At 66.2% G+C, this 13,691-nt stretch carries 13 protein-coding genes; 3 read left to right on the top strand and 10 right to left on the bottom strand.

What is annotated here, in order from left to right; all coding sequences use genetic code 11:
* Window positions 1-227: 227 nt before the first annotated feature.
* Together ACKN61_RS00285 and phhA are read right to left on the bottom strand one after the other, a co-directional pair.
* Window positions 228-491 carry a hypothetical protein gene (locus ACKN61_RS00285; protein ID WP_408950250.1) on the bottom strand — a complete coding sequence of 88 codons (264 nt, stop codon included), beginning with the start codon at window positions 489-491 and terminating at the stop codon, window positions 228-230.
* Window positions 492-942: 451 nt separating this feature from the next.
* Window positions 943-1,836 carry a phenylalanine 4-monooxygenase gene (gene phhA / locus ACKN61_RS00290; RefSeq protein ID WP_408951785.1) on the bottom strand — a complete coding sequence of 298 codons (894 nt, stop codon included), beginning with the start codon at window positions 1,834-1,836 and terminating at the stop codon, window positions 943-945.
* A gap of 142 nt (window positions 1,837-1,978) precedes the next feature.
* Here phhA and ACKN61_RS00295 point away from each other — a divergent pair, with 142 nt between their 5' ends.
* Entirely contained in the window at window positions 1,979-2,455 is a 477-nt protein-coding gene (locus ACKN61_RS00295) for an Lrp/AsnC family transcriptional regulator (protein ID WP_408951786.1), read from the top strand.
* On the opposite strand, the gene ACKN61_RS00300 is transcribed toward ACKN61_RS00295, so the two are convergent.
* The 4 genes from ACKN61_RS00300 to ACKN61_RS00315 form a co-directional block, all read right to left on the bottom strand.
* Complete coding sequence (locus ACKN61_RS00300; protein WP_408951787.1) at window positions 2,418-2,990, bottom strand: cytochrome c oxidase assembly factor Coa1 family protein; 573 nt, start codon at window positions 2,988-2,990, stop codon at window positions 2,418-2,420. The genes ACKN61_RS00295 and ACKN61_RS00300 overlap by 38 nt on opposite strands.
* A gap of 91 nt (window positions 2,991-3,081) precedes the next feature.
* Entirely contained in the window at window positions 3,082-3,795 is a 714-nt protein-coding gene (locus ACKN61_RS00305; protein WP_408951788.1) for an aspartate/glutamate racemase family protein, read from the bottom strand.
* 50 nt (window positions 3,796-3,845) lie between these two features.
* Complete coding sequence (locus ACKN61_RS00310) at window positions 3,846-5,549, bottom strand: M20/M25/M40 family metallo-hydrolase (protein ID WP_408951789.1); 1,704 nt, start codon at window positions 5,547-5,549, stop codon at window positions 3,846-3,848.
* A 440-nt stretch (window positions 5,550-5,989) separates the two neighbouring features.
* Window positions 5,990-7,702 carry a hypothetical protein gene (locus tag ACKN61_RS00315; RefSeq protein WP_408951790.1) on the bottom strand — a complete coding sequence of 571 codons (1,713 nt, stop codon included), beginning with the start codon at window positions 7,700-7,702 and terminating at the stop codon, window positions 5,990-5,992.
* 285 nt (window positions 7,703-7,987) lie between these two features.
* Here ACKN61_RS00315 and ACKN61_RS00320 point away from each other — a divergent pair, with 285 nt between their 5' ends.
* The gene (locus tag ACKN61_RS00320; RefSeq protein WP_408951791.1) at window positions 7,988-8,902 is read left to right on the top strand and encodes a hypothetical protein; all 915 of its coding nucleotides are present in this window, start codon (window positions 7,988-7,990) and stop codon (window positions 8,900-8,902) included.
* Here the strand turns inward: ACKN61_RS00320 and ACKN61_RS00325 are convergent.
* From ACKN61_RS00325 to ACKN61_RS00340, 4 genes are all read right to left on the bottom strand, one after another.
* The gene (locus ACKN61_RS00325) at window positions 8,864-9,643 is read right to left on the bottom strand and encodes a transporter (protein WP_408951792.1); all 780 of its coding nucleotides are present in this window, start codon (window positions 9,641-9,643) and stop codon (window positions 8,864-8,866) included. The two genes, ACKN61_RS00320 and ACKN61_RS00325, sit on opposite strands and share 39 nt — an antisense overlap.
* Window positions 9,644-9,666: 23 nt before the next feature.
* Window positions 9,667-10,035, bottom strand: a complete 369-nt coding sequence (locus tag ACKN61_RS00330) for a hypothetical protein (RefSeq protein WP_408951793.1) — start codon at window positions 10,033-10,035, stop codon at window positions 9,667-9,669.
* Window positions 10,036-10,172: 137 nt separating this feature from the next.
* The gene (locus tag ACKN61_RS00335; RefSeq protein ID WP_408951794.1) at window positions 10,173-10,619 is read right to left on the bottom strand and encodes a hypothetical protein; all 447 of its coding nucleotides are present in this window, start codon (window positions 10,617-10,619) and stop codon (window positions 10,173-10,175) included.
* Window positions 10,620-10,700: 81 nt separating this feature from the next.
* A complete protein-coding gene (locus ACKN61_RS00340; RefSeq protein ID WP_408951795.1) occupies window positions 10,701-11,474 on the bottom strand; it encodes a rhomboid family intramembrane serine protease in 774 nt (257 codons plus the stop codon).
* Between the two features lie 136 nt (window positions 11,475-11,610).
* Between ACKN61_RS00340 and ACKN61_RS00345 the strand changes: the two genes are divergently transcribed.
* Entirely contained in the window at window positions 11,611-12,780 is a 1,170-nt protein-coding gene (locus tag ACKN61_RS00345; protein WP_031373977.1) for a class I SAM-dependent rRNA methyltransferase, read from the top strand.
* Window positions 12,781-13,691: the final 911 nt, after the last annotated feature.

A 13,691-nucleotide genomic window follows, 5' to 3' on the forward strand; every position in this document is an offset into this window, starting at 1 on the left:
GCAGAGCTTCCGTCCGCTACGCGGCCGGGTTACTTTCTTTTGCTAAGCCCAAAAGAAAGCTAACCAAAGAAAAGGGCTTTCCTTGACGAAGCTCCCCTGGGAGCACGCAGCCTGCGCCGGGATTTTCCGATAAGACATCCTTGTCTTATCGGAAAACGCCGCACGTCCTGTGCGGCGCCCTCCGGGTCTCCAGGTGTTCTCGCAAGGTCGGTGCTGCGCCAAGCTCATCACGGCAACGGCAACGGCAACGGCAACGGCAACGGCAACAGCAACAGCAACAGCAACAGCAAAGTAGGTGTTGTCGCAGCCGTAAAGATCTTGCTGTTGCCGTTGCCGTTGCTGTGCGTAGCCTCGTACTCGCGAAGGCCATCGAAGACCCGAAGGGCGGCCTGCATGGATGCAGGCCGTTTTTCGTCGGGACAGGGATGTCCCGTATGAAAAATCCCTGCGTCGGCATCGAGCGCGCGGGCCCTTGATTCAAAGAAAAGCATTTTTCTTTGGTTACCTTTGACCGAAGGGAATCCAGACGGACTTTTGTTGCTTTAGACAAAAGAAAGTAACCCGCCGCTTTAGTGGCGGAAGCTTTAGGCGTTTGATCTTGATGTTGCTTGAGCGATACACCGCGAGACCTACACGACGCGGTCGCGGCTCGCGCCGCTCCTACCCCGGCGAAACCACGCCGCCTCGACCGATGACACCGGCCTTGCAGCCTCTGTGCGTTCCGTGGTCGCGACTCACGTCGCTCCTACAGGAAGCTCCCGCTGACGCAGTGAGACCGACACGGCGCGGTCGTGGCTCGCGCCGCTCCTACCCGGGCGAAACCAGGCTACTTCGACCGACGACACCGGCCTTGCAGGCTCTGCGCGCCGCGGGGTCGCGACTCACGTCGCTCCTACAGGGGTTGCGTCCGTATTCGTCCGCTGCGAAACCGCGCCGCTCGACTCACACGTCGCCGTCGACCAGCCAACCCTCGCCGGTGCCGCGCTGGAACACGGTGTCGGTGGCGAGCACGTCGCCGGCCGGGATCGAGTCCTGGGCGGCGAGGCGGTCGTAGATCGGGGTGAAGTCCGGTTCGGTCGCCCGCATCAACTGCTCGAAGCTGTCGATGACGAAGTAGGTCTTCTGGTAGGTGTCGATGCGGTAACGCGTGCGCATGATCCGCTCCAGGTCGAAGCCGATCCGGTTGGGTGCGGCCGACTCCAGGCAATGGATCGATTCGCTCTTCGACGAGACGATGCCGCTGCCGTAGATGCGCAGGCCGTCGGCCTGCTTGATCAGGCCGAATTCCACCGTGTACCAGTACAGCCGGGTCAGATGGACCAGCGCCTCGGGGTTGATGCCGTGCGCTTTGACGCCGCCGCGGCCGTAGGCCTCCATGTAGTCGGCGAACACCGGGTTCATCAGCAGCGGCACATGGCCGAACAGGTCGTGGAACAGGTCCGGCTCGGCCAGGTAATCGATCTGCTCGGGCTTGCGGATCCACCAGGTCACCGGGAAACGGCGGTTGGCGAGGTGGTCGAAGAAGGTCAGCTCCGGCAACAGGCCCTCGACGCCGATCAGCTCCCAGCCGGTGTGCGCACGCAGCACGCGGTTGAGGTCCTCGAACTTCGGGATCTGCTGCGGGCTCATGTGCATGGCCCGCTGCGCGGTCAGGAACTCGTCGCTGGCCCGGCCGACCAGTACCTGCTGCTGGCGCTCGAACAACTGCGCCCACACCGCATGGTCCTGGCTCGAATACGACGCCCACGGCTGCTCGATCACGGCGGTCGTATAGACCGGCACGTAGCCCTTGTCGGTGAGCTGATGTTCGACGCGCTGCGGGGTGGCGGGGGTCATGGCCGTGGGGCTCCTGGAGCGTCCCGGACAGTCGGGGACCAGATGACTTTAACCGCGCTGCGGCGCAATAAGCTTGCGTTGTTGCGCGCAAAAGCCGGATTGGCGCAAGATTATTGCGTAATTACCGACGAGGGCGCTGAATGTGGCCACTGTAGAACTCGACCGTACCGACATCGTCCTGCTCGCCGAACTGCAGCGCGACAGCCGCCTTACCAACGCCGAGCTGGCCGAGCGCGTACACCTCTCGGCTTCGGCCTGCCTGCGCCGGGTCCAGCGCCTGGAACGCGAAGGGGTGATCTCCGGCTACCGCGCCGAGGTCGATCCCGAGCGCCTCGGCCTGGGCCTGCAGGCCTTCGTGCGGGTGCGTCTGGGCCGTCACGACAGCGAGGCGGTCGCGGCCTTCGCCGAGTTCGTCGAAACCTGGGACGAGGTCGTGGCCTGTTATGCGCTGACCGGCGACATGGACTATCTGCTGCAGATCGTCGTGCGCGACCTCGAGCATCTGTCGCGCTTCCTGCTCGATCGTCTGCTCAACCAGGCCGGCGGCGCCGACATCAACTCCAGCCTGGTGCTGCGTACGGTCAAATCCTTCCGCGGCCTGCCGCTGCCGTCGCGCTGACCAGGCCGCCGTTGTCGGCGGGCGCGGCCTCCGGGTCGGCGTCGGGATCGTCCTGGGGTTCCGCTTCGGGTTGCGCAGCCGGCGGCGCGGGCTCGGCCGGCGCAGCCTCGTCTTTCAGCAGATCGATGCGTTGCCCGCTGCCCTCGATCGCCACTTCCAGCAGCGAATAGGTCCAGCGATCGGCCTCGCGTTCGCCCTTGATGTAGAGCCTCGCCTCGCCCTTGGGGCCGGTCAGCGGCACCGACAGGTCGGCATGGCCGCTCGCGTTCTCGGTGCTCAGCGTGCCCTGGATCATGCTGCCGGTCCGCAGCGGGGTGCCGAGTGCGGCCACGACCTCGGCATTGCCCTCGGCCAATGCGATGGCGTGCCGGTACGGTTCGCTGGCTTTCATCACGCCCGACAAGCCCTTGATGCCCAGGCCGATGACGCCGACCAGCAACAGGCCGGCGAGCAGGATCAGGGTCAGGCAACCGCTCGGCACCGCCCACTTCCAATTGCGGCCCCACCAGCCGGGGTTCGGACGATCGTCGTTCATGGCGTGCTCCGCGGAATCGGTGGGCGGTCAGTGTCGCCGCGAATGGTATTGCTGGCCAGCGAAGCCGCCGGACGAGCGCCGCGTCGTTGCTTCAAGCGCCTTCAATCGCCGCCAGTGCCGCCGCACGCGCATGCAGGGCAGTGGTGTCGAACAAGGGGATCTCGACATCGCCGGCGCCGATCAGCAGGCCGATCTCGGTGCAGCCGAGGATCACGCCCTGCGCGCCGCGCGCGACCAGGCCGGCGATGACCTCGCGATAAGCTTGGCGCGACTCGTCGCGTATACGTCCCAGGCACAGCTCCTCGTAGATCACCCGATGCACGAGTTCGCGGCCGGCCGGGTCGGGCACGATCACGTCCAGGCCGTGGCGTTCGACCAGGCGCTGGCGATAGAAATCCTGCTCCATGGTGAAGCGCGTGCCGAGCAGGCCGATCCGGCTCAACCCTGCCGCGCGGATCGCCGCGCCGGTCGAGTCGGCGATGTGCAGCAGCGGCAGGCCGGAGGCGGCTTCGACCGCATCGGCGACCTTGTGCATGGTGTTGGTGCAGATCACCAGCAACTGCGCGCCGCCGTCGCGCAGCGAGCGTGCGGCCTGGCCGAGCAGCACGCCGGCCGCGTCCCAGTCGCCGGCATGTTGCAGGCGTTCGACCTCGGCGAAATCGACGCTGTACAGCAGCAGCTTGGCCGAATGCAGACCGCCGAGGCGCTCGCGCACGGTTTCGTTGATCAGCCGGTAATACGGCAGGGTCGATTCCCAGCTCATACCGCCGAGCAGGCCCAGCGTCTTCATCGCGACTTGGTTCATCGCCGCAGTATAGCCATGCGTTCGCGCGGCCTCGGCGCGCGCGGCGGCGCTCAGCGCGTTGCCGCGGCGCCCGTCGACGATGCGCGCGCATCGAGGCCGCCGAAGCGCTCGCCGAAGAAATCGCCGGCGTTCCAGCTCGGCCGCTGCGGCGCGTCGGCGATCGACTGGCCGATGCGCGCGTTGAGCCGGGCCAGGCGCGCGGCGTCGCCGTACTGGATCGGCTGGCTCGTATCGTCGCCGGGTTGGTGATAGCGCTTGCTCAGGAAATCGCGTTGGTGTTTGCCGGCATCGACGCCGGACTGCTGCGCCTTCACCCCGCCAGTCAGGTACACCGCCGGCACGCCGGCTCGGATGAAAGCGAACTGGTCGCTGCGGATGAACACGCTTTCCTGCGGCGAGGGATCCGGCGACAGGCTCACCCCGACTTCGTCCGCGGCCCGGTCCAGCACCGCCTGCAGGCTGGAATGCTCGACCCCGATCGGCACCACGTCGCGGGTCGGCACTAGCAGCACCGGCATGTCCATGTTGACGTTGGCGACCAGCGAGTCGCGCGGCACGGTCGGATGCCGCGCATACCATTCCGCGCCGAGCAGGCCTTTCTCCTCGGCGGTGACCGCGACGAACAGCAGCGAACGCTTCGGCGGGGTCTTCGAGCGTGCGAGCTGTTGCGCGGCTTCTAGCATGATCGCCACGCCCAGGGCGTTGTCGAGCGCGCCGTTGTAGATCGCATCGCCGTGCACCGGCGCGCCGATGCCGATGTGGTCGAGGTGGGCGCTGAACAGCACGTGCTCGCGCTTGAGTGCGGCATCGGTGCCGGGCAACACCGCCACCACGTTGCGCGATTCGGCCGGTTCGATGCGGGTCTGCGCCGACAGTTCGATCGTGCCCGGCAGCGCGAAGCCGCGCAGCTTGCCCTCGCGCGCATCGTGGAACAGCGCCGCGGCGGTATGGCCGCCGCCATCGAGCAGGGCGCCGGCGCTGGCCGCGCTGACCTGGGCGATCACCTGCAGTTGCGGGAAGGTATCGAGCGCGCGCCCGTCGGCACCGCGCAGACGCATGCCGGGGCGGGCCCAGTTCTCGGCGCCGCGCGCCCAGGGCTGGCGTTTCTTTTCGTCGTCGGTGGACACGATCACCGCGCCGATCGCGCCGCGCTCGACCAGGGCGGCGAATTTTTCCCGGAACGAGCTGTAGAACGCGCGCCGGTCGGTATCGAAGCGCGGCGGTGCGCCGTGGAACAACACCGCGATCTTGCCGCGCAGGTCGAGGCCGGCGAAATCGTCCTGCTTGAGCTCCGGCGCGCGCACCGCCTGGCCGACGAACACCGCCGCCGCGGTCACCCGCGCGTCGCCGCGGTCGAAATTGAGCTGCGGCAGGAACTGCTCGCGGAACTTCAGGGCGGTGGCGGCACCGTCGCGGCGGATCACCAGCTCGCCGCCGCCGTCGACGCGTTTCGCGCGCAGCAGCGGCACGCGTTGGAAGTAGCGGCCGTCGTCGCCGGCCGGGCGCAGCCCGATAGCGCGCAGGCGTTCGGCGACGTACAGCGCCGCCAGGTCGTAACCGCGCGTGCCGGCCTCGCGGCCCTCGAGCAGATCGTCGGCGAGAAAGCGCAGGTCCGATTCGATCCGGCGCGCGTCGGCGCCGGCGCTTTCGTCGAAACCGTCCGGTGCCGGCGGCGGTGGTGCGGCGCGCTGGCAGGCGGCAAGGGTGGCGATCAGGCAGACGCCGACGACGGACCAGAAGGGCGAGTAGCGCATCGATTCCCCAAGCGATGAGGTCGCGGAACCCCGCGACGGACGACTGCGGACTGCGCTGGCGACGCTACCACCGCGGGGTGGTGGCGCCAAGATGAGGGGGCGTGTTGTCTTGGGGATAGAGCAAGAGCAAATCCCCCCTACCCCCCTTTTTCAAAGGGGGGGAATAGTGCGTGGGGGCGTTGGGGCGTGGCTTATTAGGGAGGGGAACGTTCTGCGAGGGCTATTGTCCCCAACCATGAATCATTGGCCGTTCCCCGTTCCCCGTTCCCCGCATAGGCATTGCTGTTCCCCCCTTTAAAAAAGGGGGGGCGGGGGGATTTAGCTTTTGGCGCGCAGAAGCGTCGAGTAGGAAAGAACGGCCGAAAGCCGTTCGCGGTCGACGGTATCGGTGTGCTCGTTTCCGCAACCTCGAGGGACCGAGAGATTCGACTCTCTCATCCTTAACTCCGCCAAGGACTATTGTTGAGGTCCTTCGCCCGCGAATCGAACACGTCGCGCGCATCGAGGAACAGCTCGCCATCGCGCTGGGAGTTGGCGAACAGGTGATAGATCGTGCCCATGCGCTGGCTGTAGCTCTCCCAATGATTGGTGTCGGCGTTGTTGATGTCGGTCTCGTCCTCGTTGTTCGGGTTGCCGTCGAGGCCGTTCAGGCGTGTGCGCACTTCGTCGCCGAGCTTGATGGTGCGGCCGTCGGCGGTGACGAACTCGCGGCCGGAGTCGAAGTTGACCCGGTTGTCGGAATTCTTCATGTCCAGGTTGAGGTTGATCTCGCGGCCGCCCTTGCCGTCGCGGTCGGGCACGTGCAGATCGATCCAGTGTTCGCCGAAGCCGCCCGGATTGACGATGCCGAAGCCGCGCATGCCGTTGCTGATGTCCTTGTTGATGATGTCCTGCTCCTGCAGGCCGATCAGGCTGTTGGCGTACAGCATCAACTCGCCGCGATGGTCCTTGGAATCGGCGAGCTGGGCCGGGTCGGTGATCGCGGCCTCGCCGTCCTTGAGCTTCATCGAGTCGTAATAGGCCTTGAAGGCGTTCTTCATGTCGAGCTGGGTGTCGCGGCCGTCGGTATACGTCAGCTCGCGGCCGGCGTATTTGTTCTCGAAGCTCGACCAGAACTGCTCGAAGCTCATCTCGCGGTTCTTGCCGCCGCCGAAGATGTCGACGAAGTGCTTGAACGAGGGCGAGATGTCCGAGCTCAGCATGGTGTTGCCGACCGACAGCCAGTACTTCGGGTTGCCGCCCATTTCGCCGAGCGCAATGCCGAGGGTGCCGTCGAGGTTGCGGCCGATCTCGTCGGAGGCCCACTGCGCGAACGTCGCCCAGTTGGCGTTGTCCTTGCCGAGGATCTCGCTCATGCCGGTGGAGAGCTCGTGGTATTGCTCGGTCACGCGCTCGTTGCGTTCCATCCGGTCGGGGTAGGCCAGCAGCAATTCGCCACTGGTGTGCAGGCCGTCGTCGGCGAGGAAGGCGCTGCGCATCGCCATGAGCTGTTCTTTGCTGAATTCGACCTCGCCTTCGAAGACCTTGGAATAGCCCTTGGACGCGACCGTATAGTCCTCGACCAGGCTCTCGTACCAATCCTGGTGGCCCTGCACGGCCTTTTCGAAGCGCTGCATCAGCGCCTGGTTGGCGTCGTTGGTGATGAAGGTCTGCATCTCGCAGGAGCTCAGGCCGCTGAAGGCGACCATGGCGCGCCTGAAACCGCCGTTGTCGTTCAAGTTCTGCGCGTCCATGTACTGGCCGATCAAGCCCGGGTTTTGGCTGCCGCGGACGAAACCGGCGTCGATCTTGCCGGCGTCGATCTGGCCGCGGTCGATGCCTTCGGCGAAGGCCGCATAGACCTCGCTCTTCTCGTGCTGCGAAATGTCGCCGTCGCTGGTCATCCAGTTGAGGCGGTCGGAGTGCATCCACGACTTGAACGCGCCGCCGTCGCGGTCGAGGATGGTGTTGATCAACTCGGCCTGGAACTCGCGCGACTGGCCGCTGATCTCCTTGGCGAACACGTCCATGCGCTTTTCGTAGTTGTCCTTCATGAAATCGCGGTCGCCGGCATCGAGGACGCGATCGGCGGCGCTGTCGACCTGCTTGGGGTCCGGCGCCTGCGCCTGGACGGTGGTGACCGAAGGTGAGGAAACCGGATCGTAGGGAATCATGCGCACGCGCTCGCGAGGAGGAAGGCGGGCACTGTGAGCGGCAAGCTGAATGCGGCCAACTAGGGCCATTCCCAGACTTTTCGATACTGCGATGACGGTCGCGAAAGTCGAGCGTCCACGCGATGTGTGGCGGTGGCGATCGTCATGTCGCTGAGCTGGCTGCTGCGCCCGCGTGCGGAAGAGTGCGAAGCCGGTCGCAAAGACGCGATTTGCCGCGGAAAACCTGTCCGAGCGCAGCGCATGCACGCGTTGGTCCAGAGGCTCACCCACAACGAGGAGTCGATCATGTCCAACGCACGCACGTCCATCGTCGCCGCCTACTGCGAAGGTCTGTTCTCCAAGACCGATGGCAAGGGCTATGTCCAGGGGCTCAAGACTTCCGGTTTCAATACGGCGATCCTGGCCCTGGCGCATGTGCACTACCAGGACAAGTCGCCGCCGGCGCCGGACAAGTACAAGGGCGACCTGTACTACAACGACCTGGAGATCTTCTCCAACGGCCAGTACGTCGGTCCGCCGGAATGGGTGCCCCTGGTCAACTCGCTGACCCTGGGCGCGACCGGCATCGAACGCGTCTGGCTGTCGATCGGCGGCGGCGGGGTCGGCGATTACGGCAACATCCAAAAGCTGATCGCCGAGTTCGGCAACGGCGAGAAGAATCCGCTGTTCCAGAACCTGGTCGCGCTGAAGAAAACCTTCCCGTCGATCGAGGCCGTCGACCTGGACGACGAGGAAATGCAGAGCCAGAAGCTGATCGTCGACTTCAGCCGCATGCTCGGCAAGGCCGGCTTCAAGGTCACCTTCTGCCCCTACTACAACCCCGAGTTCTGGGTCGGCTGCGTGGCCGAACTGCAGAAGACCGATCCCGGCCTGGTCATCGGCTTCAACCTGCAGTGCTACTCCGGCGGCGCCGGCAACGATCCGGAAGAGTGGATCCAGGCGCTGCAGCAGACGCTCGGCAGCGGCTTCCCGGCCAGCTTCGTGATTCCCGGCGTATCCACCGACTCGACGCCGAACCAGGTCCAGCAGCAGTACGCGCAATGGGCCAGCGACGGCATCGGCGGCGGTTTCCTGTGGACCTACGAATCGGCGGACACGCAGGCGCCGGACTACGCCTCGGCGATCGCCACCGGCGTCGGCACGGCCGCGGCCTTGCGCGGCTCAGTCGAAGTAGAACGACGCCCCAAGACCTCCCTGTAGATCGGGGCTGTTGCGGTCCAGGCCGACGTCGAAGGACGCGTCGAGCTGCACGCGCGGGGTCGCCATCCAGGTGACCCCGCCGCCCGCGATCGAGGTGGTCGAGGCGTGATCGCTGTGCGACATACCGGCCTCGACATAGACCGCGGTGCGGTCGCTGAGCGCGAAGCTCAGGCTCGGCGACCAGGTCCAGGTGTCGGCGCCGTCGCTGCGGTCGAGGTTGAAGTACAGCGCGCCGGCGACGCGCTTGTTGAAGCCGTAGCCGAGCGTGGTGCCGAGGGTGTATTGGGTCGCACCGTTGCTGAAGTCGCGCGCGCCGCTGGCGGCGGTGACCGCGCCGAGCACGGCCCACGAAAACGCCTCGTGCGAGGACGGCAGCGCGACCTTGACGGCAAGGCCGGTGTCGCCGGCGCCGTGGCGCGAGCGGCGGCCGTCGCCGTCGCGTTCGCTCAGCCGGTTGTAAGCCGAGGTCGCCAGTTGCAGCTCGACCCGCTCGCTCAGGCCCAGGCGCAGATTGGTGTTGGCGCTGTAGAGCCGGCTGCGGCGGCCGCCGTCGTCGTTGCGCTCGAAATCCGGCAAGCCCTGCTCCCAGGCGAAGGCGCCGCGCGGCAGGGTGTCGGTCGAGAACGAGATGCCGGGCCGGTCGAACGAAGGCGGCTCGGCGTCGTCGGAGGTTTGTGCCGCCGCCGGCGCGGTCGTGAGGGCGAGCGTCGCGGCGAGCGCGGCGGCCCACCTGACGCGCACCGCTGCGCGCTCGTCGCTCGGCCTCACGGTTTGACCCACTGACCGCGCTGCATCTCGCAAGCCTGCTTGATCGCGGCGATCTGCGCGGCGTTGCGCTTGTAGTAGTAGATGCGTGCCTTGGCGTTCATCGGCGAATCGCAGATCGCGACCGCGCCCGAGGGGCAGGCCGCGACCGGCCGCGCCGTGACCTGGCCGCCGATTTCCGCCAGGCCCGGCAGCGAGCTGTTGCATTGCGGCTTGGCCGCGTCTTCGGAGGCCGGCAGGTCGGTCTCGGTGCATTCGTTGATCATCTGGCCCAGCACCTGGCCTTCGATCATGCAGGCGCTCTTGGCGTGGACGAGCGGCGAGGCGGCGAGCAGGAGGACGGCGGATGCGATGAGGCGGCGGCGCATGGCGAAGGGCTCCGGAGGCAGCGGGAAAAATCGGGCAGCGTGCAGTTCATCTGCATGGATGCCAAGCCACTCTAACGCGCCGACGCAGGAGCACGCGAGCGAAACGAATCGGCTCCGATAGCCCGGCCGCTAACGGTTTAGGGCCATAACTGCACCGATAGCAGGTGCCGGTACACCCGCAGAGGCCGGTTAGGGGGACGGCGCCCGGCGACGGCCGAGTTCTCGACCCGAACCGCGGGAAAATGCCAGAGCTGACCGTCGGGTTGATCGAGGCGATCGGGTGGGCCGAGTACGCCGCGCAAGGCCTGTGCGCTCTCGCGAAAGTCTGGCTTGAGCGCGCGCCAGCGAGGCTTCCATCGGAAAAGTTGCACTTCGCTCAGCGTCGATCGAGTGACGAAGTCGAACCAGAACGGCGCGGTGTAGCCGAACAAGGTGAAACGCAGTACCGATGGACCGTAAACACAGTCTTCGAATCGATCGCGCGGTATCAGGTCGAACAATTCGGGCTGAGTGATGCGCCAGGGAATCGTAAGCCCGTACTCAGGCACCGGAATGCCGGCGCTAGGGTCGTAATGAAAGGGCATCGCTCGAAGGGGCTCGGCTTGAGCCGGAATACGGAGAGCCAGTCCAGTATAAACCTGAGTGAAAGCGATGCCGGGGTACGGCTACTCCTCGTGCCTCTGCCGCGCCGGAAACTCCAAGACCACGCCGCGTTCGCCGTCGACCGGGCGGTTCCACAACACCGGCACGCGTTGCGGGCTCGGCGGTTCCAGTTCGTCGTGGGCCGGCACCAGCTCTTCGTCCTCGTCTTCCCAGCTGTAGCGCTTGCGCGGCGGCAGCGGGTCGCGCAGGCGGAACGCGAAGGCGGCGATCACGCCGGCGACCGCGCCGCCCAGGTGGGCCTGCCAGGACACGCCGATCTCGCGCGGCAGCACGGTCAGCAACATGCCGCCGTAGAGCAGGAAGGCGATCATCGCCGCGGCGATCGAGGGGCGGTCGCGACGCAGCACGCCGAGGGTCAGGACCAGGAACATCAGGCCATGCGTCAGACCGCTAGCGCCGAGGTGATAGCTGCCCGGATCGCCCAGCAGCCAGGCGCCGAGCCCGGCGCCGAGCCAGAGGATCGGCAGCGCGCGCAGGGTCGCCTTGGGGTAGACCGCGCCGGTCAGGGTGCCGAGCAGCAACAGCGAGGTGGCGTTGGCGGCCAAGTGCTCGATCGAGCCGTGCAGCAGCGGCGCGGTCAGCAGGCCGACCAGGCCCTCGGCCGACCACGGCTGGACGGTGAAGGCGCGCACGTCGAACTGGCCCTGGGCGGTGAACACCGCGATCAGCACCAGGACGAAGGCCAGGCTGGCATTGAGCGCGCGCATCAGCCGGCTGCGGTCGGCTTTGCGCTGGGCCGGGGTGTCGGGGATGGGGGCTTCGGTGGGCAGGTGCATAACACCGAGATTGGCACCGCCCGGAAGGAATACAAGCCGCGTTCGTCGGGCCGGTTTGTCCCGCCAGCGGGACGGCGGCGGGGCCGGGCGGCCCCGGCCGGGCGAGGCGGAGGCCTCTCCCCGGTAGAATGGCGGGATGAATAACGAACTCCCCACCGTACGCCTCAAGAACGCCTGGAAATCCACCCACCCCTGGATCTTCCAGCGCCTGGTCGACAAGCCGGCCCAGCGGCCCAAGCCGGGCTCGATCGTCAACGTGCTCGGCGTCGACGGCGACTGGATCGGCCGCGGCTTTTACAACGGCCACTCGCGCATCGCCCTGCGCATGCTCGAAAACGACCCGGACGTCGAAGTCGACGCCGACTGGTTCGCGCGCAAGATCGCCGCGGCCGTGTCGCTGCGCCGCGACGTGCTCAAGCTCGACGAGGTCAGCGACGCCTGGCGCGTCGTCCACAGCGAAGGCGACGGCCTCAGCGGCCTGGTCGTCGACCGCTACGGCGATCTGCTGGTGGTCGAATACTTCAGCGCCGGCGCCTTCCGTCACCGCGAATGGATCTACGACGCGCTGCGCCAGCAGTTCCCGGGCTGCCGCTTCTACGCCTTCGCCGACGAGCACGTGCAGAAGCAGGAGAGCTTCGACTTCCGCGGCACCGAGGCGGTGCCGCCGGCGACGATCACCGAGTACGGCATCAAGTTCCGCGCCGATCCGGCCGGCGCGCACAAGACCGGTTTCTTCGCCGACCAGCGCGACAACCGCGAATGGCTGTCGCAGCAGGTCGCCGGCAAGCGCGTGCTCGACCTGTGCTGCAACACCGGCGGTTTCGGCGTTTACGCCAAGGTGCGCGGCGCCGAGGAAGTGGTCGGCGTGGACATCGATGCCGACGTGATCAACATCGCCAAGGCCAACGCCAAGCTCAACGGCGCCCAGGTCAAGTTCGTCCAGGCCGACATCTTTCCGTACCTGCGCGACGTCGCCAACGCCGGCGATCTCTACGACGTGGTGATCCTCGACCCGGCCAAGATGACCCGCGACCGCGAACAGGTGATCCCGGCGCTGAAGAAATACCTCGACATGAACAAGCTGGCGCTGGGCGCGCTCAAGCCCGGCGGCCTGTTCGCGACCTTCTCCTGCACCGGCCTGGTCAGCGAAGACCAGTTCCTCGACATGCTGCGTCGCGCCGCGTTCTATGCCGGGCGCACCGTGCAGGTGCTCAAGGTGTCCGGCGCGGGCGCGGATCATCCATGGCTGGCGCAGGTGCCGGAGTCGCGGTATCTGAAGGCGGTGTTCTGTCGGGTGTTGGATTGAGCCGACTGCGAGGTTTGTAGTGCGCCGCTCCCCCTCTGTAGGAGCGGCGTCAGCCGCGACCAAGGGACGCGCAGGGGTCGCCTAGCCGCCGTCATTGAGCGAAGCTTTGATCTGCCGCAGGGTAGGAGCGACGCGAGTCGCGACCGCGTTGCTCGCCGTTGCGGCGTTTGTTGCGGCAGAGCGGTGAAGCAACATCTAAAGCTTCCGTCCGCTAACGCGGCCGGGTTACTTTCTTTTGCTAAGCCCAAAAGAAAGCTAACCAAAGAAAAGGGCTCTCCTTGCAAGGGCACAGGCCACGAGTGCGCAGCTAGCGCCGGGATTTTTCGATAGGACATCCTTGTCCTATCGAAAAACGGCGCACGTCCTGTGCGCCGCCCTCCGGGTCTACGGCTGCATCGCAAGTTCGGAACTGCGCCAAGCTCTTACAGCAACAGCAGCCGAAGGCCTAGCTTTGGGTAGGAGCGGCGCGAGCCGCGACCGCGAATCTCGGCTGACGAAAATCGCTCGAAACCATCGTGATCCAAAACCCTTAGCTCTGGCCCTGGCTGTGCGCCGCCGCGCACTCGCAAAGGCAATCGAAGACCCGGAGGGCGGCCTGCATGGATGCAGGCCGTTTTTCATCGGGACAGGGATGTCCCGTATGAAAAATCCCTGCGAATGCATCGATCGTGCGGGCCTGTGATTCAAAGCAAAAGCATTTTTCTTTGATTACTTTCTTTTGTTGCTTTAGACAAAAGAAAGTAACCCGCCGCTTTAGTGGCGGAAGCTTTTGGCGTTTGATCTTGCTGGATAGATGCGCCGCGAGACCGTCGCGACGCGGTCGCGGCTCGCGCCGCTCCTACCCTCGCGATGGCGCACCGCCTCGTTGAATCACACCGGCGTTGCTGCCTCTACTCGTCCCGCGGTCGCGG

The organism is Lysobacter sp. Hz25, assembly GCF_046097045.1.
Taxonomy (GTDB): Bacteria; Pseudomonadota; Gammaproteobacteria; order Xanthomonadales; family Xanthomonadaceae; genus Lysobacter; species Lysobacter antibioticus_B.

Bases quoted from the DNA above. Each gene is read 5' to 3' on its own strand.
- ACKN61_RS00285 (WP_408950250.1), bottom strand. From the start codon at position 491: ATGCTTTTCTTTGAATCAAGGGCCCGCGCGCTCGATGCCGACGCAGGG.
- phhA (WP_408951785.1), bottom strand. From the start codon at position 1,836: ATGACCCCCGCCACCCCGCAGCGCGTCGAACATCAGCTCACCGACAAG.
- ACKN61_RS00300 (WP_408951787.1), bottom strand. From the start codon at position 2,990: ATGAACGACGATCGTCCGAACCCCGGCTGGTGGGGCCGCAATTGGAAG.
- ACKN61_RS00305 (WP_408951788.1), bottom strand. From the start codon at position 3,795: ATGAACCAAGTCGCGATGAAGACGCTGGGCCTGCTCGGCGGTATGAGC.
- ACKN61_RS00310 (WP_408951789.1), bottom strand. From the start codon at position 5,549: ATGCGCTACTCGCCCTTCTGGTCCGTCGTCGGCGTCTGCCTGATCGCC.
- ACKN61_RS00315 (WP_408951790.1), bottom strand. From the start codon at position 7,702: ATGATTCCCTACGATCCGGTTTCCTCACCTTCGGTCACCACCGTCCAG.
- ACKN61_RS00320 (WP_408951791.1), top strand. From the start codon at position 7,988: ATGTCCAACGCACGCACGTCCATCGTCGCCGCCTACTGCGAAGGTCTG.
- ACKN61_RS00330 (WP_408951793.1), bottom strand. From the start codon at position 10,035: ATGCGCCGCCGCCTCATCGCATCCGCCGTCCTCCTGCTCGCCGCCTCG.
- ACKN61_RS00335 (WP_408951794.1), bottom strand. From the start codon at position 10,619: ATGCCCTTTCATTACGACCCTAGCGCCGGCATTCCGGTGCCTGAGTAC.
- ACKN61_RS00340 (WP_408951795.1), bottom strand. From the start codon at position 11,474: ATGCACCTGCCCACCGAAGCCCCCATCCCCGACACCCCGGCCCAGCGC.
- ACKN61_RS00345 (WP_031373977.1), top strand. From the start codon at position 11,611: ATGAATAACGAACTCCCCACCGTACGCCTCAAGAACGCCTGGAAATCC.